The 21983-nt window shown below is 43.7% G+C and carries 18 protein-coding genes and 2 tRNA genes; 6 read left to right on the forward strand and 14 right to left on the reverse strand.

What is annotated here, in order from left to right; genetic code table 11:
- Positions 1-2 precede the first annotated feature (2 nt).
- Complete coding sequence (locus tag H8S84_RS02410) at positions 3-1535, reverse strand: aldehyde dehydrogenase family protein (protein ID WP_230407020.1); 1533 nt, start codon at positions 1533-1535, stop codon at positions 3-5.
- Positions 1536-1665: 130 nt separating this feature from the next.
- Here H8S84_RS02410 and H8S84_RS02415 point away from each other — a divergent pair, with 130 nt between their 5' ends.
- Positions 1666-2589 carry an AraC family transcriptional regulator gene (locus H8S84_RS02415; protein ID WP_187065677.1) on the forward strand — a complete coding sequence of 308 codons (924 nt, stop codon included), beginning with the start codon at positions 1666-1668 and terminating at the stop codon, positions 2587-2589.
- 468 nt (positions 2590-3057) lie between these two features.
- Here H8S84_RS02415 and H8S84_RS02420 read toward each other — a convergent pair whose 3' ends face one another.
- The 5 genes from H8S84_RS02420 to H8S84_RS02440 all read right to left on the reverse strand — a co-directional run bounded on the left by H8S84_RS02420 (position 3058) and on the right by H8S84_RS02440 (position 9087).
- Positions 3058-4191, reverse strand: a complete 1134-nt coding sequence (locus tag H8S84_RS02420) for a tetratricopeptide repeat protein (protein WP_187065678.1) — start codon at positions 4189-4191, stop codon at positions 3058-3060.
- Positions 4192-4268: 77 nt separating this feature from the next.
- The gene (gene gyrA, locus H8S84_RS02425) at positions 4269-6806 is read right to left on the reverse strand and encodes a DNA gyrase subunit A (protein WP_187065679.1); all 2538 of its coding nucleotides are present in this window, start codon (positions 6804-6806) and stop codon (positions 4269-4271) included.
- Positions 6807-6889: 83 nt separating this feature from the next.
- Positions 6890-7129, reverse strand: a complete 240-nt coding sequence (locus tag H8S84_RS02430; protein WP_187065680.1) for a hypothetical protein — start codon at positions 7127-7129, stop codon at positions 6890-6892.
- 123 nt (positions 7130-7252) lie between these two features.
- A complete protein-coding gene (locus H8S84_RS02435; protein WP_187065681.1) occupies positions 7253-8020 on the reverse strand; it encodes an SDR family oxidoreductase in 768 nt (255 codons plus the stop codon).
- 41 nt (positions 8021-8061) lie between these two features.
- Positions 8062-9087, reverse strand: coding sequence for a metal-dependent hydrolase (locus tag H8S84_RS02440; protein ID WP_187065682.1), 1026 nt, complete (start codon positions 9085-9087; stop codon positions 8062-8064).
- Positions 9088-9224: 137 nt separating this feature from the next.
- Here H8S84_RS02440 and H8S84_RS02445 point away from each other — a divergent pair, with 137 nt between their 5' ends.
- Positions 9225-10262 (forward strand): ion channel, encoded by a 1038-nt coding sequence (locus tag H8S84_RS02445; protein ID WP_187065683.1) that lies wholly within the window; start codon positions 9225-9227, stop codon positions 10260-10262.
- Here H8S84_RS02445 and H8S84_RS02450 read toward each other — a convergent pair.
- From H8S84_RS02450 to H8S84_RS02470, 5 genes are all read right to left on the reverse strand, one after another.
- Positions 10259-11425 (reverse strand): hypothetical protein, encoded by a 1167-nt coding sequence (locus H8S84_RS02450; RefSeq protein ID WP_187065684.1) that lies wholly within the window; start codon positions 11423-11425, stop codon positions 10259-10261. The genes H8S84_RS02445 and H8S84_RS02450 overlap by 4 nt on opposite strands.
- Positions 11426-11563: 138 nt before the next feature.
- Positions 11564-11636, reverse strand: a tRNA-Thr gene (locus tag H8S84_RS02455).
- A gap of 60 nt (positions 11637-11696) precedes the next feature.
- Positions 11697-11769: transfer RNA gene (locus H8S84_RS02460), tRNA-Thr, on the reverse strand.
- A gap of 128 nt (positions 11770-11897) precedes the next feature.
- Complete coding sequence (locus H8S84_RS02465; protein ID WP_187065685.1) at positions 11898-14054, reverse strand: DUF349 domain-containing protein; 2157 nt, start codon at positions 14052-14054, stop codon at positions 11898-11900.
- A 34-nt stretch (positions 14055-14088) separates the two neighbouring features.
- Positions 14089-14658, reverse strand: coding sequence for a YqgE/AlgH family protein (locus H8S84_RS02470; protein WP_187065686.1), 570 nt, complete (start codon positions 14656-14658; stop codon positions 14089-14091).
- A 240-nt stretch (positions 14659-14898) separates the two neighbouring features.
- Here H8S84_RS02470 and pdxH point away from each other — a divergent pair, with 240 nt between their 5' ends.
- The 4 genes from pdxH to H8S84_RS02490 all read left to right on the forward strand — a co-directional run bounded on the left by pdxH (position 14899) and on the right by H8S84_RS02490 (position 18739).
- On the forward strand, positions 14899-15549 hold the full coding sequence (pdxH, locus tag H8S84_RS02475; RefSeq protein WP_187065687.1) for a pyridoxamine 5'-phosphate oxidase: 651 nt from the start codon (positions 14899-14901) through the stop codon (positions 15547-15549).
- A 40-nt stretch (positions 15550-15589) separates the two neighbouring features.
- Positions 15590-16888 carry a DUF1015 domain-containing protein gene (locus H8S84_RS02480; RefSeq protein WP_187065688.1) on the forward strand — a complete coding sequence of 433 codons (1299 nt, stop codon included), beginning with the start codon at positions 15590-15592 and terminating at the stop codon, positions 16886-16888.
- Positions 16854-17438 carry a Maf family nucleotide pyrophosphatase gene (locus H8S84_RS02485; RefSeq protein WP_187065689.1) on the forward strand — a complete coding sequence of 195 codons (585 nt, stop codon included), beginning with the start codon at positions 16854-16856 and terminating at the stop codon, positions 17436-17438. Before H8S84_RS02480 ends, H8S84_RS02485 begins: the two co-directional genes overlap by 35 nt.
- 116 nt (positions 17439-17554) lie before the next feature.
- A complete protein-coding gene (locus H8S84_RS02490; protein ID WP_187065690.1) occupies positions 17555-18739 on the forward strand; it encodes a class I SAM-dependent rRNA methyltransferase in 1185 nt (394 codons plus the stop codon).
- Between the two features lie 186 nt (positions 18740-18925).
- Here H8S84_RS02490 and H8S84_RS02495 read toward each other — a convergent pair whose 3' ends face one another.
- The 3 genes from H8S84_RS02495 to H8S84_RS02505 are packed head-to-tail and all read right to left on the reverse strand — an operon-like array spanning position 18926 to position 21792.
- Positions 18926-20314 (reverse strand): methyltransferase RsmF C-terminal domain-like protein, encoded by a 1389-nt coding sequence (locus H8S84_RS02495; protein WP_187065691.1) that lies wholly within the window; start codon positions 20312-20314, stop codon positions 18926-18928.
- A gap of 46 nt (positions 20315-20360) precedes the next feature.
- Positions 20361-20756: a (deoxy)nucleoside triphosphate pyrophosphohydrolase gene (locus H8S84_RS02500; protein ID WP_222621553.1), complete on the reverse strand. Its 396-nt coding sequence runs from the start codon at positions 20754-20756 to the stop codon at positions 20361-20363.
- 31 nt (positions 20757-20787) lie between these two features.
- Entirely contained in the window at positions 20788-21792 is a 1005-nt protein-coding gene (locus H8S84_RS02505) for an acyltransferase family protein (RefSeq protein WP_187065692.1), read from the reverse strand.
- Positions 21793-21983: the final 191 nt, after the last annotated feature.

Raw genomic sequence — 21983 nt, forward strand, 5'->3', positions numbered from 1 at the left:
TTTTAAAAGAAACCAAGTTTACGCTTATCGTAAGAAATGAGCATATTTTTGGTCTGGTGATAATGGTTGAGCATCATCTTATGGGTTTCACGGCCAAAGCCAGACTTTTTATATCCTCCGAAAGGAGCATGTGCCGGATAAGCATGGTAGCAGTTTACCCAAACCCGGCCCGCCTCAATGGCGCGTGGTATCTGGTAAATTTCATGCGCATCGCGGGTCCATAAGCCTGCGCCAAGGCCATACAGCGTGTCGTTGGCAAGCGCTATTGCTTCTTTAGTGTCTTTAAAAGTAGTTACAGAAGTTACAGGCCCAAAGATCTCTTCCTGGAAAACACGCATTTTGTTGTTACCCTTGAAGATGGTAGGCTGAATATAATAGCCGCTCTGTAAACCGTGGTTTATTGATGCCGCACTGCCGCCGCACAATACCTCTGCACCTTCGCGTTTGCCAATATCCATGTATGATAAAATCTTTTCAAACTGGTCGATAGAGGCCTGGGCACCCATCATTGTATCTTCTGCCAGCGGATGCCCAACTTTGATGGCTTGTGTACGCTGCACAACTCTGTCCATAAAGCGATCATACACGCTTTCATGCACAAGTATACGGGATGGACAGGTACATACTTCGCCCTGGTTTAAGGCAAACATTACAGCGCCTTCCACGCACTTATCAAAAAACTCGTCGTCGGCGTCGTCTATACTTGGCATAAAAATATTAGGAGACTTGCCACCTAACTCCATTGTAACTGGAACAAGGTTTTCAGAGGCGTACTGCATAATAAGCCGCCCTGTGGTAGTTTCGCCGGTAAAGGCAACTTTAGCAACGCGAGGGGAGGAGGCAAGCGGTTTTCCCGCTTCAGTTCCAAAACCGGTTACCACGTTTATTACACCAGCAGGAACGATATCTTTGATTAGTTCCATTAAAACAAGAATGCTGGTAGGAGTTTGCTCTGCCGGTTTAACCACAACTGTACAGCCTGCAGCAAGTGCAGGAGCCATTTTCCAGCTGGCCATCAGCAGAGGGAAGTTCCATGGTATGATCTGGCCGACCACACCTATAGGTTCCTGCAAGTTTATACTTATTGTAAACTCATCGTGCTCAGACATAGTGCTTTCGTCAGCACGTATTACACCGGCAAAGTAGCGGAAATGATCAATACAAAGTGGAATATCGGCTGCACGTGTTTCGCGAATAGCTTTACCATTGTCTACGGTTTCAACGCGAGCTAAAAGCTCCGCATTCTGCTCAATAACATTGGCTATATCAAGCAGCACTTTACTTCTGAAGGCAGCAGAAGTTTTAGACCAGCTCTTAAAAGCCTTGTGTGCAGCATCAAGTGCACGTTCTATGTCTTCTTTGTTGCCCCGGGCTGCTTTCGTAAAGGGTTTGCCATCTATAGGAGAGATGTTGTCGAAGTATTCGCCACTGCTGGGCTGCACAAATTCACCACCAATAAAGTGCTCATACTTTTCTTTAAAAGCGGGCCGCTCTAATATTGCCTGCGTTTCCTGGGTCATTTCTAGTGTATCCATCTTTAAAATTGTTTGATTTGCGCAAACAAGTTCAATATTAAAACCGTTATCTACTTGTCCAATTGTATCAAAGTATAATCTTATTGTCTCATTTTAGTTTATACTACAACTTGTTACCTCTCAACTGTATATGTACAGCAAGTATACTTTAGCGCCTGTTCCTGTTCATGATGAGCAGTCTCTCTACACGCTGGTGGAAAACCGTTCAATTTATACCATGGACAACTGCGAACTTAATGTGTTTGAGACACACAAGAGGGCAGCTGAGGTAGAGCTACAGTTCGGAGATTGGGTTTTTACTAGTATGCTGCGGGGCAAGAAAGTAATGCAACTTAAATCGGTTGAGTCATTTGATTATCTGCCAGGAGAGTCTGTTATCGTGCCACCTAACGAGCTGATGAAGATCGATTTTCCGGAAGCTGCCAAGGATAACCCGACACAATGCATTGCGCTGGCTATTTCTGCTGACCATATTAAAGCAACATTAGATGTATTAAATGAGCGACATCGAAAAATCGAAGACAGGGCCTGGGAACTGGACAAACACTATCTGCACCTGGAAAACAACCCGGATCTGGTGGAAATCTCTAATCGGCTCATCAGGTTAGGTTTAAAAGACCATACACCAGAGAAAGACATTATTGCCAACTTAACGCTTCGGGAGCTACTAATTCGGCTGATGCAGACGCAAGCACGCCATATTTTTGAGCGGGGTTGTAAAAAATTAGCATCCGTTAATCCTTTTGCTCATGTCATGCAGCATATTAAAGACAATATTACTACGCGTATTGATGTAGACAGCCTTTCAAATAGAGCCTGCATGAGCAGAGCCAACTTTTACAGGAAATTTAAAGAAGAATTCGGCTATACACCGGCAGATTTTATACTTAAGGAGCGGATACGGCTTGCTAAGAACTATTTAAAAGATCCTTTTAACTCTGTTACTCAGACTTGCTATATGGCCGGATTTCAGGACCTCAATTATTTCATCCGCGCATTTAAAAAGGAAGTGGGTGTTACGCCAAAAATTTATCAGGTTAATTACCGAAATTAAAGTATAACTGCATACAATGTTATATTGCGGGATTACTACAACTACTTAACATAAAGTATATTATTAGTGACACTTATTATAGATGTATTACATCGTATATTATAAGTCTTATAATTTATATTATGTTAAGTAGTGTTTGTGGTAATGATTTAAATCTAATTATAAGCTCTATCCGCTCCATTATAGTTAACTTGTAAAAATTTATACTTCGCCTCCCATTTCACTGCATGCTTGAATTTTATCTTACCTACTTCCTTTATTTATCAAAGTGAATCCTCATAGTATTTAGGTTTAAACGATTGCTGTAGTCTTACTATTCATAAGCTACTTGTTTAGGTTTAAGTATGAATACTCTAAGCACCTTCCCTTGCTATACTTATCTTGAAAGGCTTTTATTTAACATAATCTACTGATTGGGCATAAAAAAAGAGGAACATTTCTGCTCCTCTTTTTTTATGGTGTTTAAAATTACTGATTCAGCTTTTTAGAATATTTATCTGCTTCAGCTTTATTTCCTAAGCGAGTATACACTTTAACTAGTGTAGACATAGTAGCTTGATCGTTTGGCTGTACTTCTAATGCCTTCAGGAAGTAAGGTAAAGAGTCTTGGTAGTGTTTTTTAGCCTGAGCCTCAAGTGCTTTACCTTTTTTCTGGTATGTTGCGTAGTCCATTTTAGCAGCTTTGTTGTTTACTTCACTGCCTTTGTTGTACTCTAATACACCAAGGTTATAATAAGCATCAAAATTGTTTGGATCTATTTCGATTGCTTTTTTATAGCTAGCTGTTGCACCTTCTAAGTTGTTTTTACGCTCCTGCAGGTTACCAAGTACTGCATAAAGGCTTGCATTCTTAGAATCGGCTTTGATAGCGTTCTCTAATTTAGCCATAGCCTCATCGCCACGGTCATTCTTTAGATAATACTTAAGCTCCTCCTGCATCAGGTAAACGCTATTTGGATGCTCTTTTAAGCCAGCAGAAAGTGTGCTCATTACCGCATCGTCACTAGCTTCGATTGCCTGCTGAAGCTGTACTTTGTTCTTGTACACATCCTCAGTTTTATGGCCAATCTCAATCAGCTTGTCATAGAATTTAATTGCCTGCGGATAATCTTGTTTAGCTGTAGAGGCATAAGCAGCATACATTACGGCCGTAGTGTCGGTTGGGTCAACTTTAGAGGCTAATTCATACTTCTCAATCGCTTTGTCCCACTCCTGGTTGTTGTGGAATTCAACAGCTTGGTTAAGTACCTGGCCATATAGCATCTGTCTGCGCTCTGGCACCAATTTACCAAACTCACCGTCTTTACCATCAAGAGCCACTGTTTTGTCAAAAGACTCTAGTACAACCATTGGTGTATTTTCGTTAGCTAATTTACCGTAGATTGGGTTGCCAATCATGTCTTGGTAAATAACACCACGGTAAAACCAAGTCTTGGCTTTATCTTTTGTTTTATCATGCTGTATTGCCTTATCAATATCAGTCTGTGCCTTGTCTAGTACGCCATTCTTATGGTTTAAGATAGCACTATTCACAGCTGAATTCTGCGCACTTGCAACTGTAACAGTTGCAGCGGCAAAGGCAGTCAAAAGTATTTTTTTCATGCTAGTTTGTGAAAAATGGTTTGTTTGTCTGTTTAACGAATATTAAGTGAAATAAAATTCCCTTTAAGTACAGTTTACTATTCTTCAGTTGTTTCCGGGTCGATCATTGTGTCTGGTTGCAGAGAATCTTCCGGAGTGATTTCTGACTGCTCTAAAACAATCTCTTCCTCATCCTCCATCTCAATTTTAGCCACCGAAGATATTTGATCGCCTTCTGTAATCTTGATAAGGCGCACACCTTGTGTTGCACGTCCGATTACCCTGATCTCAGAAACACGTAGCCTGATCGTAATACCGGAGCGGTTAATGATCATTAGATCATCTGTATCTACCACACCTTTAATTGCCACCAGATTACCGGTCTTTTCAGTTACATTCATCGTTTTCACACCTTTGCCACCACGGTTAGTGATGCGGTACTCATCTAACAATGAACGTTTACCAAAGCCGTTTTCAGAAACAACTAATAGTTCTGTGTTTTCATTCTGTACACAAACCATACCAACTACTTTGTCGTCTGGTCCGCCAAGTGTTACACCACGTACTCCAGCTGCATTACGGCCCATTGGTCTTACCTGGCTTTCATTGAAGCGTATTGCTCTACCGGACTGTAACGCAATTACGATCTCACTGTTGCCATTTGTAAGCTGAACATCCAGCAGTCTGTCGCCTTCGTTGATGGTAATTGCATTGATACCGTTAGTTCTTGGGCGTGAGTAGGCTTCAAGTACGGTTTTCTTAATTGTACCTTGTTCGGTACAGAACACTAGGTTATGATTTAAAATATAATCCTGGTTTTTAAGATCATGTACATTTAGTACGGCACGTACTTTATCTTCCTTCTCAATCTGAATGATGTTTTGTATAGCGCGCCCCTTGGTGGTCTTCCCTCCTTCCGGAATCTCGTATACTTTAAGCCAGAACACCTTACCAAACTCTGTGAAGAACAGCATGTGGTGGTGTGTACTGGCAATAAACAAGTGCTCTGTAAAGTCACTTTCTTTAGATGCGGCAACGCCTCTTGAACCAACCCCACCTCTACTTTGGCTGCGGTATTCGCTCAGCGAAGTACGTTTGATATAGCCTTCGTGAGAAATGGTAATTACCATGTTCTCCTCCGGTATCATATCTTCGTAAGAAATATCACCGGTGCTAGCCTCTATACTTGTGCGGCGGGTATCACCGTAACGGTCTTTAATCTCTAACAACTCATCTTTGATGATCTGCATTCTTCTGTCTTCATTAGCCAGAATGTCCGTCAAATCATCGATCAGTTTCATGATCTCCTGGTACTCTGCCTGGATCTTATCGCGCTCAAGGCCAGTAAGGCGCTGCAGACGCATATCAAGTATGGCACGGGCCTGAATCTCACTTAACTCGAAACGCTCCATCAAACCATTGCGGGCAATTTCCGGATCGCGTGAAGAACGGATCAGGTTAATTACTTCGTCCAGGTTATCTAGGGCGATCAATAAGCCTTCTAAGATATGAGCACGCTTCTGTGCCTCTTCCAGTTCATACTGCGTTCTGCGGATAACTACCTCATGCCTGTGCTCCACGAAGTGGTGGATCATATCCTTCAGATTCAGCGTCATTGGGCGGCCTTTAACAAGGGCCACGTTGTTCACGCCAAACGAAGACTGAAGTGCAGTATACTTGTATAGGTTGTTCAGTACAACATTTGGAATAGCATCACGCTTCAGGTCGTACACAATGCGTAAGCCATCACGGTCAGACTCATCGCGAAGATCCGAGATACCTTCGATTTTCTTTTCGTTGATCAACGCAGCCGTTTTCTCGATAAGAGAGGCTTTGTTAACCATGTAAGGAATCTCCGTTACGATGATCTGCTCCTTACCGGATGGCGTTGTTTCGAAGATAGCGCGTCCGCGCATCAGCACACGGCCACGGCCAGTTTCGAAAGCAGATTTTACTCCATCATAACCATAAATGATACCGCCTGTTGGAAAGTCTGGCGCAGTAATATGCTGCATCAGTTCCGCAATAGTTATTTCACGGTTATCGATAAATGCTACAATGCCGTTTACTACTTCGGTAAGGTTATGAGGCGCCATGTTGGTAGCCATACCTACCGCAATACCCGAAGTACCGTTAACCAGAAGGTTAGGAAGCTTCGCAGGCATTACGCTTGGCTCTTTCAGAGAGTCGTCGAAGTTAGGTACAAAGTCAACGGTATTCTTATCTAGGTCATTCAGTAATTCGTCGGCAATACGCTTCAGGCGTGCCTCCGTATAACGCATGGCAGCCGGCGAATCACCGTCAATTGATCCATAGTTACCCTGTCCGTCTACCAGCGGGTAGCGCAACGACCATTCCTGGGCCATACGCACCATGGTGTCGTAAACAGAGGAGTCACCGTGCGGGTGATACTTACCCAACACCTCTCCTACAATCCTGGCAGATTTCTTATAAGCTTTGTTGTACGATACCCCCAGTTCGGACATACCGTAGAGCACGCGGCGGTGCACAGGCTTTAATCCGTCCCGAACGTCGGGTAAGGCTCTTGAAATGATAACTGACATTGAGTAGTCGATATACGCGCCGCGCATTTCGTCTTCAATGTTAATCGGTATTATTCGTTCGCCTTCAATCATGTCTAAGGTCTAAAATAATTAATTTTTGTTCGTGTTTTTAGATAGGGCAAGTTAAGCAAAAAAGGCATTAAGGCCTATATAGCTTAATTCTTATTTTTGCTTTTGTTTGTTCTTGTTGGCGGCTGTTCCTTCGATCTCTTTGGTAGTTTCTCTCCTACTTTCGGATTCTGTTTTTTCCAGAGCGGCTGACCTCTAAACTCCTCCTCCCCGTGAGCGTGCACCATGCGTACATGGCAGGAGTATATAGGGCAGGTTTTACAAGAAGTTAAAGTTGAGAAGGTTAAAGCAATGCCAAGTATAAGAAGCAGTCTGGTTGTTGCCATGTAAAGTAGATTATGAAGCGTTACTTTTCTTAACGCTTAGTATATCCATATCATACAAAAGTAAGCATTTTTGCACAAAAAAACCAGCTTTTGCATCTATACTTTCACCTATCTAAGTATAATTTAAGGCTGAAAACCGTTGATCGTAAAACCGCCGTCTACGGCAAGTGTCTGGCCAGTGATATAGGCAGCGGCAGGCATACAAAGAAAGGCAACAGCTGCAGATACATCTTGTGGCTCCCCTATTTTCTGCATGGGAGTCCTGCTGATCACTGCATCTGCATATTCTTTATTCTGAAGCACCGTTTGCGCTAGCGGGGTACTGATATACCAGGGAGCAACTGCATTGACTCTAATGCCATCTAAAGCCCACTCAGCTGCCAGATTTTTAGTAAGCTGGGTAAGGGCAGCTTTCGTCATACCATAAATGCTGCCGGTGCGCACATGTGTTAAACCAGCCACAGAGGTTACGTGTATAATGTTGCCTTGTCCGCTTCTCTTTAGTTCCGGGTACAGCAGCCTGTTTAGGTCGAAAGCAGATCGAAGGTTTGTATTCATGACAAAATCGTACTCATCAGGGCTGTATTCTGCAGTAGGTTTACGTATGTTTGTACCCACGTTGTTTACCAGGATATCCAGATCGGTCCATAGTTCCTGCACTGCTTCCTGAATTTTGGCTCTACCTACCGGCTTGCTTACATCGGCGATTAGGGTGTTTAATCTTTCCGGATGTTGCTCATGCAATTTTTCCAGGTCTTCGGCTTTGCGGGCAACGGCCAATACTTCTGCGCCTAAAGCTATCAACTCTGCCACAATGGCCTCTCCTATCCCTTTAGACCCTCCTGTTACAACTGCTTTTTTATTCTTAAGTGACCAACGATTATCATTCATACTTTATTGATTTTGGTTCGTATTTAAGCCTCCTACTGTACTTATAGGCTTTTGTTACCCCTGATTCTGTTCCAGTAAGCTGCGAAATATTCTTTGTCAATATTCGGTCTATTGTTTATTTCGTCAAACTGAAGTTGACCTTCTTCATCTTTCCAGACATGGTACACAAACACGTACCCACCGCCGTTCTCGCGCCAACCGTCAAACTTACCAAAACGCAGATCGTTGATCAAAATGCCTTTATCAGGTGCCTGCTCAACGGTGTAATAGCCTTTGGTCAGTTCCAGCAGCCTGTCTAATTTAGGGTGGCCCATGTATGGCTCTAGCAACTGCTGTTGTTGCGGTTCAAACTCCAGCGGTACCAATTTTTCTTTATCCGCTAAAGAATAAAACCCATTATAAAAGCCGTTCTCTGTTTTAGCTGTAACAGACCAGAATACAGTATTAAGCGGAGTTGGCTTGCTGATGTATGATTCTTGGTTAATACTTTTGGCTTCAAAATTCTGTTCAAAAACATCGTTTGCCTGTGCCTTAAAAACAAAAGATAGCAACAGGTAAAATGTACTTAGTGCAAGGCCTGTATAATTAAGCCTCCTGCGCTTCATGCTGTGCCTGCTGTAAAATGCTGTTGCCAGTGTAAAGCCAAGGAAAGGAAGCGTGTACAGCGGGTCTATCACAAATATGTTATAGAAAGCAACGCCATAGTTGCTGAATGGCCAGAACAGTTGCGTACCCCAGGTTGTGCAGGCGTCTAGCAGCGCATGTGTCGTAAAGCCAAAGAAGAACAGTAGCGTCCACGTCCATAAACCAGCATTGTGTTTCTTATAAAGCCGGTGAAGCAACCAGCCCAGCACAGGAGATACTACCAACGCAAAAAGAAATGAATGGGTAATTGACCTGTGAAAGCTTAACTGTTGTACTGTGTCAAGCCACGGGTTTATAAGTACATCGAGGTCTGGGATAGTGCCCGCTACTGCACCCCATAACAATGCTTTGTTGCCCAGTTTTTTTCCGGCTACCACCTCCCCTACAGAGGCACCTAATACAATCTGTGTAAGTGAATCCATACATTTTAACCTTAATCCAATTACTCAAACTTGTTGCCGCAGACACAGGCTATCACATTTGTAGTAACAAGAAAGGGTATACAAAAGTATAAACTTCTGCGGTTTCGCAACATCGCCTAAAACGCATTTATCCATTTATGGACTCATACTTCTTTTTATTTGCTGGAATATCTATTGTTCTAATTACTGCCTATGATTTAATTTATACTACGTTTTCTCCGCGTGGAGCCGGATTTATAAGTGATTTTGTTACCTCAGTTATTTGGAACACGCTTAGGCTCTTTTACAAGATAACAGGCAACCATAAAATAATGCGCGGCGCAGGTATCATAATCGTTTGCGCTACTTTACTTAGTTGGCTGCTTTTGCTTTGGGGAGGACATTTTATGATCGTATTGGCAGATCAGGATGCTGTGCTGGATAGTACAACCAATCTGCCGGCTACCTCCATGCAACGGTTATACTACTCAGGATACATATTATCCACTATGGGCAATGGTGATTATAAGGGTGGCTCTGATGGCTGGAGAGTATATTCTGCTGTGATTTCCTTTGCAGGGCTTACACTGATCACTATAGCTATCTCCTACATGGTACCGGTAATATCGGCTGTAACAGAACGCCGTGCTTTAAGCATCAGGATAAGATCAATAGGTGAAACAAGTCAAAGGGTTATACTTGACAACTGGAATGGGAATGATTGCAAACGGCTGGAAGATCAGTTTAATGGGTTGGCAGAGAGTGTCGCTTTACAGGCACAGATGCATCTCTCTTATCCCGTCTTGCAGTACTTCCACCACGGGCAAAAAGCAACTGCACTGCTTCCGAGCTTGGCGATGCTTGATGAAGCGCTTACGATCATGCTGCTATACTTGCCAGAGAATACGAGGCCGGATCCGCAGCACCTGATTCCGCTCCGGAAGGCTGTCACAAATTTTTTACAGACACTTGACATAGTATCAAATCGTGCTGCTGAAACAGAAGTGCCATCTCTGGATGTGGATTTATTGCTTGCACGCGGACTTCCATTAAAACAACTGGATCCATCTCTCTTAAGTAATTTAGATTACAGACGCAAAATGTTACGCTCTATGGTAGAGCACGATGGTTGGAAGTGGAACGAAGAAGCAGATTCACCTTTTGATTCAAAGATGGACCTGCCTTCCGTTTCTTAGCGTATGATAGCGGCGCGCTTAAATTCTTTTGTTCTGTCGAATAGATAACGATAGGTAGCATGCGTTTTATAAATGCGGCCGCCAACCTGCTCTACCAGGTGCATCATCTTCGGGTTAAAGTCCCCTATCCAGTTCATCTGCAAATCTACATAAGGCATGCTTGGATTACCCTGTATGAATTTTCCGGCCTCTACAATCATGGCAGCCTCTACGCCCTTGCTCTGATGTTCTGGTGTAATACCGAAAACGATCCCATACATGGTGTTGCAAGCCCCTCTCCACTTATGAAAAACAAACTTAAGCTTGCCCCACAGGTCCAGTTCCCCATTTACATACTTAAATACTTTGTTTAGCTCAGGGATGGCAATAAAGAACCCTGCCGGCTCCTCGTTATGATAAGCAAACCAGATAATGCGCTCATCAATAACTGGCTTCAGAGTTTTCATAACAGTGGCAGCCTGTGCTTCACTCATCGGTTTCACTCCTTCGTGCTTGGCCCACCCTTTGTTGTAAACTGTCCTGAAATCTTCTGTATACTTTGCAAGTTTTGTCTTTTCCATGTGCCTGAAAGAATAGGCAGAATCTGAAAGTATACGTTGTGCTTTCTCGTTATACTTTTCTGGAAGAGGATCCTCTACAGTTCTGTAATAAGTATACTGGTTAAAGTATAATCCGAATCCATAGTTCTCAAACAGCTGCTGGTAGTACGGGAAATTGTAGTGCATCCCATAGTTAGGCGGTGTAAAACCATCTATCAACAGGCCCCACCACTTATCCCTGTCGCCAAAGTTTACGGGGCCGTCCATGGCCTCCATGCCACGCTCCTGAAGCCAGTTTTTGCAGGCATCAAAAAGCATATTAGCTGCCTCTTGATTATTTATGCAATCAAAAAAACCCATGCCTCCGGTAGGCTGCTCAAAGGTCTTTGCTGTTTTTTTATTTATGAAGGCAGCTACTCTTCCTATCGTTTCTCCCTTGCCATCTTTCAGTATCCAACGTATCGCTTCGCTGTCCCTGAGCAGTTTGTTTTTTTTCGGATCAAAAACATTGTTGATGTCCTTGTCGAGTGGACGGATATAGTTAGGGTCTTTTTTATACATCCTTACCTGTACCATCAAAAATTCTTTGGCAAGTTCGGGCGTGTTTACCTCAATTAGTTGCATAGCTCTGTTTTGAAAAGATGCGCTAAATAAATCAATCTGCCAGATAAAACATAATCAAAGTATAGTTATGCGGGGCAGCAACAGGAATGGTGTAAAATGAAAAAAGCCCTCAGATATCTGAAGGCTTTGCTCTTAAAGAGCCCCCAGTCGGAATCGAACCAACGACCTACTGATTACAAGTCAGTTGCTCTACCAGCTGAGCTATGGAGGCTTGTACTTTATGTTTGTCTAAAAAAGCAGAAGAAGTACAAACAGCTGCTTTTCGGAAATGAGCCCCCAGTCGGAATCGAACCAACGACCTACTGATTACAAGTCAGTTGCTCTACCAGCTGAGCTATGGAGGCTTACTATCTGGTGTGCTTTATTGTTTTAAAGCGTTGCAAAAGTATAGCGAAGATTTAAATGATGCAACTACTCGCTTATATTTTTTGCAACGCTTTAGGTAAGAAATTGAGATTCAGCTTAAAATTTTTTAAGATCGGAATGCATCCAATTGGTGCTGCAGCAGATTGATGCGTTTCTGAGCATCTGCAATACGGCCTTCATACTCTATACGAAGCTTGTCGGCGTTTTTAGATCGCGCAAAAAACTCGATGTTTGTGCGTAGCGTCTGAATGTCGTTCTGCAGTTGCGAAATTTCGCGGCGAATAGTGTTTTCGCGTTGGTGCAATTTCTGTCCTGCATCTGGGCTGTGCTTCATCCGCTCTACCTGTAGCTTCACAAGCTTGTCAGTTCTTTCTTCTAGAGACAATTCAGGCACACGCTCCAGGTACTTCTCCATTAAAGCAACAAATTTGTCCTCTGCTTTCGGGCTTGTGCGTTGATTGCCTTTGTCCAGGTCGGACCACTGCTGCTTAAACTGCTCAAACTCCTCCAAAGATCCAGTTGCCGTAGGTTGTGCCAGTTTGCTTGCTACTCTATCGCAAAGCTCCAGTTTCTCAGCAGACAGTTTCTCCTGCTCAGCGGATTTCTGCTGCTCGTTTGCCTGCTTGCGGTCAAAAAACTCGTTACAGGCTGCTCTGAAGCGCTGCCAGATCTTATCGGAATGTTTATCAGGTACACGGCCAATAGTCTTCCATTTTTTCTGCAACTGTATCAGCTTTTCCTTTGTACTGTTCCAGTCGGTACTGTCTTTCAGGTTTTCGGCTTCTTCGCACAATTCTGTTTTTAAGCGCAGGTTTTGCATCTTCTGCTCATCCAACCCCTTAAAGAACTGGTTTTTGTGCTGGAAGAAAGCTTTATAGTTGCCCCAGAAGGATTTGTTCACTTCTTCTGCATGCTCTTTCGGCACAAGTCCGGCAGCGTCCCACTCCTCTTTCAGCTTCTGGATCTCATCAGTTTTGTCACGCCATTCGTTAATGCGGTCGGTATTAAAGTTCTGGTATTGCTGCAAACGCTCTAGAATAGAACGCTTCTTATCTAAGTTGGCTGTTTCTATCTCACGGCGGTTTTCCTGATAAGCGCGACGTTTTTCGTGTACTTTTTCAGAGGCCTTTATAAATCTATCCCAAATTGGGTCGCGCTGATCGTTTGGAACAGGTCCGATGTTTTTCCACTCTTCGTGCAGGTGGCGCAGTTCCTGCAACGCCTTGTTTACAGATGTCTCTGAGGCTAACGCTTCGGCACGGTCTATCAGCTGCATTTTAGCATCGAGGTTTCGCTTGCGGTCAAGTTCCTTCAGCTCATAAAAGATGCTGCGGTTATTATAGAAGATATCCAGCAGGGCATGATAAGAGTCCCAGAGCTCCTGCGCACTACCGGCAGGTACCTGGCCCAGGCTCTTCCATTCTTGCTGTATTCGTTTTACCTCTTCGTTGCTGTTCTTTGTTTCAGCAGACTCCACCAGAGCGCGTAATTGTGTAAGCAATTCGCGCTTGCGATCCAGGTTACGCTGGCGCTGCTCCTCTACGTTCTGGCGTTGAGCATAGCGTGCATCGCGGTATGAAGTAAAGAGTGCTTCAACATTCTGGTGCTCAGGAGAAGTGTGGTAGTCAAAATCATCTTCAGTGCCTCCCTCCTGCTTAAATTTTTCTAATGCCTCGGAACGCTCTGTCTGAAATTTGGAGTCATATTGCTTATGAATCTCAATAACTGTTTTATGGCGTTTAGCTGCGTCACCACTCTTTAAAAGGGAGGTTAATTGCTGTCTCAATTCATCAATCGATAGCTGGCTGTAATCAGTATGATCTTCCTCGTCTTCGTCTTCTTCGCCTTCGTGATGCTCCTGCGGTTGTTTTTCTTCCGAAGCAGTAGAAGGCTCATTTTCCGCCTCACTGGTTACTGTAGTACTTGGTTCTTCTGTGCTGGTAGCCTGTGAAGTATTTTCAGCTTCTACATCCACAACATCTGTGTTTGCAGCTGTAAATGCTTCTGTTATTCTTTCAGATGACTCAGACTCCTCTGCCGATTTTAAATCCGGCATTATTTCGGGTTGCTCTTCCTTTGGAACTTCAGGCGTTGCATCAGGCTGCTCATCTGCCTGGTTCTTTGCATTGATTTCTGCGAGGCGCTGCTCTACAATATTCATCTGCGATTCCTGATTTCCGTTAGCCGGGTTTTTCTCGTTTTGATTCTCTGGCTTGTTTGCCTCAGCTCCGGTAGAGTCCGTATTCCTGTTTTCTGTTGTCATGGCTACTTTTATATAAGTATAACGTTAGGGCGTACTAGTTTAGGCGAGGGTCAACTGGGTAGTTGGAAAGCACTTTGTACTTCCCTCCCATTTCTTTCAAAACACTTCGCCACAGCTTATCTGTCTCCAAATTAAATAATTTATTTGCAGCATTGTTATTAACTATCCAAACATTTTTGTCGATCTCTTCTTGAAGCTGGCCTGGAGTCCAGCCGGAATAGCCTAAAAAAAACTTTATATCTGATGTTGATACAATACCAGAACCTATCATAGTTCTCAGCATTTCAAAGTCTCCTCCCCAGTACAGGTCATCGCTCAGCTTAATAGCTTGTGGCAGCTCCGAAAGTTTATGAATGTAATGCAGCGTATTGTACTGCACAGGCCCACCAATTCCGAGTTCAGCATCAAAAGAGTCGTTATAAATATCAATCACATCAGAAAGTTTTAAGTTGGACTTGCGGTTAAGTACAAGTCCAAAAGTACCTTCCTGTTCGTTGTGGCTACACAATAGCACCACACTTCGCTCAAAGTTAGGGTCACCCAAAAAGGGCTCTGAGATAAGCAGGCTACCATTCTGCGGCTTTATAAGACTAGTATCATCCATTTAGTTAGTTTCTTGCTTTTTATGTTTTATACTTGTTTATGACTGGCTTAGCTTAACTCGGCTACCTTACAAGTATGGTTTTATGTCTTCTTACGCAAAGAAAGTAATATTGTATCATTGCATAGAAATATTTGAGCTAACATAAGTTAGGAACTACTGTTATCGGTTTAGCATATATCTATGCGGTAATTAATTTATTTGGCGTAGAATATTTTTTAAATTTGGCAAAATCCTAAAACTATGGCACTCTCCTATAATATTGCCGACATCCGTACAAATTACTCTAAACAGGCCCTGACAGAAGACACTGTAGATGAGAATCCGATAAAACAATTTCAGTTCTGGCTGGAAGAAGCCATTAAAGCAGCGGCTGAAGAGCCAACCGCATTTGTTCTGTCTACTGTAAGCCCTGAAGGGAAGCCTTCTGCACGTGTTGTACTGCTAAAAGAAGTTGACGAACGCGGTTTTGTGTTTTATACGAACTACAGCAGTAGAAAAGGAAAAGAACTGGAGCAAAACCCTTACGCCTGCTTTACGTTTTTCTGGCCTGCCCTGGAACGCCAGGTGCGTGTTGAGGGCAATATTATGCGTGTGCCTGAAGAGGAATCGGACGCATATTTTAAGAGCCGTCCTAAAGGTAGTCAGATTGGTGCGTGGGCTTCTCCGCAAAGCCAGGTGATCAGTGGCCGCGATGTGCTGCAGGATGCCGATCAAAAGTACACAGAGCAGTTTGCCAGCACAGATTTAATACCAAGGCCGTCGCATTGGGGAGGTTACGTGTTGCAGCCTATCCGCCTGGAGTTCTGGCAGGGCCGCCCCAACCGCTTGCACGACCGCATTATGTATGAAAGTGTAGATGGTAAATGGCAGATAAACCGTCTGGCACCTTAGTTCTATAATTTCATCTCCTACACACACTCAAAACAAAAAAATGGCAGAGATTTTACCCTTAAAAGCCTGGCGCTACAGCGAACTGCTTGATAACAACATAGACGAACTGACATCACCGCTTTTTGATGTGGTGTCGGCGAAGCAACGCGAGGCACTCTACCGCAACAACTTTAACAGCATTCACCTATCTGTGCCACGCGGCGATTCTCCTGCCGAGGAGGCCGCTATACTTTTACAGGAATGGAAAGCAAACGGAGTGCTGGCACAGGATCCGCTACCGGGTATCTATGTGTACTACCAATACTTCAGGTTACCGGGTAGCGACAAAGAATACTGTCGTAAGGGTTTCATCTGCAATATCAAGGCCTACGATTGGCATGAGCGTGTACTTCTTCGGCACGAAAATACTATACCAAGCGCAGTAAACGATCGCATAGAACTTCTCGAGCGCACAGAGTTGAATACCAGTCCAACGCACGGCCTGTATACGGACTCAGCATTTATACTTGAGCCCTTTATGGATGAAAGTATAAAGTCACCGCTTTACGAAACGGAGGATTACCAGGGAGTGCGCGATGTACTGGCTGTTATACACGACCATGCAGTTATTGAGCTTTTCCTCAAAACCCTAGAAGATAAGCAGGTACTGCTAGCAGATGGGCATCACCGCTACGAAGGATCACTGGAGTACCGTAAAAAAATGACCGCGCTTAATCCAGAACATACCGGGTATGAGGCTTACAACTATCACCTGATGTACCTTACAAACTCTGAGCATGACGATCTGCGCATTTTGCCAACGCACCGCGTACTGCAGCACATGGATATCAGTGATGAGGAGTTTTTAAACAAGCTGGAGCCATACTTTGTGATTACTCCTAAGGAAGACCCTTTTGAGTTGAACGAAGTAATACTGGGTAAGAAATGGGCCTTTGGTTTATACTTGAGCGGTAACGCCTATAAACTTAGGTTAAAACCTGAGGTGCACGACCAGATCTACTGGAAATTTCCGGAGGAGGTAAAGGACCTTGATCTGACAGTGATGCATTATTTCGTATTCGAGCAGGTATTAGGCATTCAGCGCGAAGCACAGCGTAACATGGCAGGTTTGACTTATGAACGTAATTTCACGGCCTGCATCAGGAAAGTAGATACCGGTGAGGCACGCCTGGCGCTGATTACAAACGAGGTATCGATGGAGCAGGTAAAGCGTGTGTGCTACAGTGGCGCCATTATGCCGCAGAAGTCAACGTTCTTCTATCCTAAAGTTATTTGTGGTTTCCTGTTCAGTTCAATTAAAGAAGATGAATTTATCACGGCCCCTGCTGCTTGCCTCTAACTCGCCGAGGCGTAAAGAATTACTAACTGGCTTAGGCCTTGATTATATCGTGCGGGTGAAGGACGTGCACGAGGAGTTTCCAGCCCATCTAAAAAGAGCAGAGGTTGCAGAATACCTGGCTTCGCACAAAGCAGACGCATATTTTGACGACCTGCAAGATGAAGTTGTAATCACGGCTGATACCATTGTTTGCCTTGGCGACAAGGTGCTGAATAAACCGCAAAGCCACCACGAAGCAGCTGAGATGCTCCGCTCTCTTTCTGGCACGTCACATGAGGTAATTACCGGCGTTTGCCTACTTACTAAGGAAACCAAGCATGTTTTTCACGACATTACTAGAGTACACTTCAAGAAACTTACGCAGACTGAGGTAGACTTTTACATCAATCATTACAAACCGTTTGATAAGGCCGGTGCTTATGGCATTCAGGAATGGATTGGCATGATTGGGATTGAGCGTATCGAAGGTTCATACTTTAATGTAGTAGGGCTGCCAGTACAAAAGCTGTATACTCACTTAGTGGAGTTGGGCTATCTGACTGTCGAGTAATAAAGCTGCTTTCTTCTTAGCAACACAGTACTCGTTGAATTAACTACCTTTGCATTTCGTTCAGGCACTAGTATGTTTGAAGGATGAGCAATCAATAATTAGCAAACAGCATTATAATGTCTTTTATAAAGTTATACCTGGCTCCGGGAAAGGAGCATTCTCTTAAGCGTTTCCACCCGTGGGTATTTTCCGGCGCTATACGCAAAATGGATGGCAATCCCGAGGAAGGTGATATAGTGGAAGTATACTCGAGCCAGCGGGAATTCCTGGGCATGGGCCACTACGCTCCCGGTTCTATTGCTGTGCGTATCTTCTCGTTTGAGCAGGTGGAGCCGGATTATACTTTCTGGAAAGGTAAAGTGCAGAAAGCTTACGACTACCGCAAAAAACTAGGACTGGTAGATAATCCGCATACAGATGTTTACCGCCTTGTTTATGCCGAAGGCGATGGCGTGTCCGGCCTTATCGTTGATTTCTACAAGAACACAGCTGTAGTACAAACGCATACCATTGGCATGTACAACGTGCGCGATCACGTATCAAAGGCGCTACAGGAAATTTACGGCAATAAATTGGAGGCAGTTTATGATAAAAGTGCAGAGTCTTTGCCGGCAAAGGCGGCGGTTAATCCTGTAAACGGTTATTTATATGGCCAGTCTAAAGGTGGCGTAGTAGTTACGGAAAACGAGAATGAGTTCTTTATTGACTGGGAAGGCGGCCAGAAAACTGGTTTCTTTATAGACCAGCGCGAGAACCGTGAACTGCTGGGCCGTTACGTTAAAGGGAAATCGGTACTGAATACCTTCTGCTATACAGGTGGCTTCTCTGTTTATGCCTTAAATGCAGGCGCTAACGAGGTACATTCTGTTGATGTTTCTAAAAAGGCGATTGAGCTTACGATCAAGAACGGAGAACTAAGCCAGGCACCTGAGCGTCATGAGGCTTTTGCTATAGATACATTTGATTTCCTGAAAGGCAAAGAAGACCGTTACGATGTGATTGTGCTTGATCCTCCTGCCTTTGCCAAAAGCAAGAATGTGCGCCATAACGCATTAATGGGTTACAAAAGGCTAAATGCAGAGGCTATGAAGAAGATCAAGCCCGGCGGTATACTTTTCACCTTCTCCTGCTCACAGGTAGTAGATAAATACCTATTCAATAACACCGTAATGGCAGCGGCTATTGATGCTGGTCGTAATATCAAGATCATGCACCACCTGTCGCAACCAGCCGACCACCCGATTTCTGTTTTCCACCCGGAAGGAGAATACCTGAAGGGGCTGGTGCTTTTTGTGGAGTAAGAACTAGTGATGAAGTATGGTCTAAGAGATTATGCTGATTATACTCTAGAACGAATAAATGATTCATATACAAAGGCCGGAGCTATACGTTTAGCTCCGGCCTTTATGTTATGTCATCTCGAATCTCATGAGAGATCTTACCAAGACGTATGAATAAGCTTAAAAAAATCTAGTGTAAGTAGAAGCTTAAATTATACTTCCTTCCGGTAACTCTGCTGGTAGTTCCATTCTGATGCGCCACTCCTTCGGGTAATAGTTGTTGACTCTATTCCCTATCTGTTTTGCAAATCCTAATGGTATGTTTTTGTACTGCAGCAGTACCCAGTCGTTTCCGCTGCTATTAAGGCTGATATCTTCTTTGCGGAGATACTTTAACGCCAATTCCAGGTCCATGTCAATTATCGTAAACGCATCTTTATTCAGATGCTGAGAAAGCGCCAGTGCGTGCATCGGCTTCAACTTTTTGCCATTTGCTTCAGCCACCTCTGTTCCGGCATATATCACGTGCAAGTTCTGATACACCTCATCCGCTGCCTCAAAAAGGTTTGCTGGCAGGGCAGATATAACTTCGCCATACTGCAGCCATTCATACTTATCAGCTTCCTGAAGCCAATCCTGTACCAATGCTTTTTCTTTTTTGCCGGCATGCTGCAGTTTATACTTCTTCTTCTTTGAAGATTTTGAGGATACTTCAACGTCGCCTGTTTTGCGCAATACAGCCATAAAGAACCCCTCTCCCTGAATGCGATGCGGGTAAAAACGATAACCCTCCACTCCTTTCATTTGAGATGGCACCACACCCCACGCATCATCTAGTTTCAGTTTTATACTTTCGGCCTGCTCCTGTGCTGCTAGCCACGAAATGTTTTCTTCGTTTTCCTGCTCGTTCCAGGTGCAGGTGCTGTACACAAGTATACCTCCGGGTTTTAAAGCTTCCCAAACATCTATCAAAATGCGCTGCTGCCGCTGTGCGCACAGCTTCACGTTCTCCTCCGACCACTCGTTTATAGCCTGAGGGTCTTTACGGAACATCCCTTCGCCGCTGCACGGGGCATCTACCACCATCACATCAAAAAACTCTGGTAACCTCGAGAAATTACTGGGGTCACTGCTCGTTACCATGGCGTTGCCGCTTCCCCATTTAGCTATATTCTCGGCAAGTATGTTGGCGCGGCTTTTAATAACTTCGTTCGCTACAAGCAGGCTATCTTCAGAGATAAGGCTGGCTAAGTGTGTTGATTTTCCCCCGGGAGCCCCGCAAAGGTCAAGCACGTGGAGTGGCTGCGAAAGATCGACGGCCTGATTTAACGCCTGCTCCAAAAACATAGAACTTGCCTCCTGCACATAGTAACAGCCAGCATGTAGCAAAGGATCTAAGGTAAAAAGAGGCCGCTCCGGCAAATAGTAGGCATTATCTGCCCAGGGTACTCGTTGCAAATCAGGCAAGTTGTCCACCTTTTTGCTGTTTACCCGGATACTAACAGGAGCGGATTTTAAAAGGGCTGCCTCAAAATTTGTATATTCATCTGACAACAGCCGCTGCATGCGCTCTTTAAAACTTATAGGTAGTTCCATAGGGTAAAGGTACGGCAATTAACCAACAGGTAAAAGTATAGCTGCATCAGCCCTGCAGGAGCTGCAGGTAAGTTTTAATAACAGGTATATCGGCGGGGCACCAGGTATAAGATGCTAAAGCACCAGGAGTTACCCATTTATACCTTAAGTGCTCCAGTAAGTTTATTTCACTGCCTTTAAAAGCGCAGGTATAAGGTATTAGCTCAACGATCTTGTCTGGATAAGTATAGGAAGCAGGAGTTAATCGTTGCTTTGGCGTTATATCTATACTTAACTCCTCATTTATCTCTCGTACTAAACACTCCTCTTCTGTTTCAGATGGCTCCAGTTTACCGCCCGGAAACTCCCAAAGCAAAGGCTGCGACATGGATTCGCTTCGCTGCGTGATCAGCACCAAGCCGTCTTTTTCTATGATGCCGCAGAGTACTTTTATAGTTTTCAAAATCAGCAATTAATTAGAGTTAAGCTCAATATCATGCAAAACTAAAGTACCGTTTACTCAAAGGTGTTTCAATTTTGTAGTATAAATAACCCAGCAGCAGGCAAATTGCCAGGTTTAACCAGAGGTTAGAGAAGTCGGATACCAAACCGAAATATACGACCTGTACCAGGAAAATATGATATGAAGCCTGACCCAGTTTAGCAAAGCCCTGAAGTATAAAATTATCTGATTCCGATGGCAAAGTATAAATTACCATAAGTATAAGTAAAGCGGCATAACCAAATGACATCACGTTTTGCATGGCCCAGGAGTTATAAATAAACGGTATAGACAGGCCACGGTAAACAACAAAGTATAAATAATTTATAGCTATAGCACCTAACACCAAGAATGCGAGCAATATCGAAATCCTGTATGGTTGCCTGATGGCTTTAGCTAACCAGAGACCAAAGGCAAACGCTGAAAAATACCGGGGCAAGGCTGCGCTGTACAGGTATTCCATGTCATCTCCCTCAAACAAGCTATACTTTTTACTAACAAGCAGGAAGAGTACTTCAAGTGCTATCAGGGCTATGGTAGTTAATACAGGACGTCGGTTAAAACAATAGCCAATAAGAGGCAGCAAAAGTATAGACTGCAGCAATAGCGTAATAAAATAATTGCCTCTTCCCGATACAGGCAGCACGCCTACTAAAACTACTCTCTCCAACTCCAGCACATTACTTTGAAAATATACTTCCCAGAATAACCCAAAAAAGAGTGCGAGTATAAATGTGAACAGAAAAGGAATAAGTATGCGCGTAGCCTTTTTAGTAAAGTAAGCTTTATTGTATAGCAATGACAGTGTTAAATGATCAGGCTTTGAACCTATGCCTAGGTTAAGCCCCATTATGATCATAAAAACAGGTACTGCCTGCCAGATATGAAATATTGCCCAACCCTGCACCAGTTCAGGCTTAGTAAGAGAATGAAGTGCTATCACAGCAATAATAGCCATTCCTTTTAAAACGTCTATTTGCTGATAATGCTTTTTCATTAAGTTCTTAAAACAGTTGGTTATACTTTAGCACAAGAGTGCAAATTGTTTTACCCTCATAAACGATACATTAGCAACAGCCACAGGGTGTTTAAACTTATAAAATATCTTTTGCCGTTAAATAAAGTATAAAATAAGTGTACAAATGCTCAGCCTCTATGCCACTCAGTTTAAACTATAAATTCCTGTTG

This window comes from Pontibacter cellulosilyticus, assembly GCF_014306105.1.
GTDB lineage: Bacteria > Bacteroidota > Bacteroidia > Cytophagales > Hymenobacteraceae > Pontibacter > Pontibacter cellulosilyticus.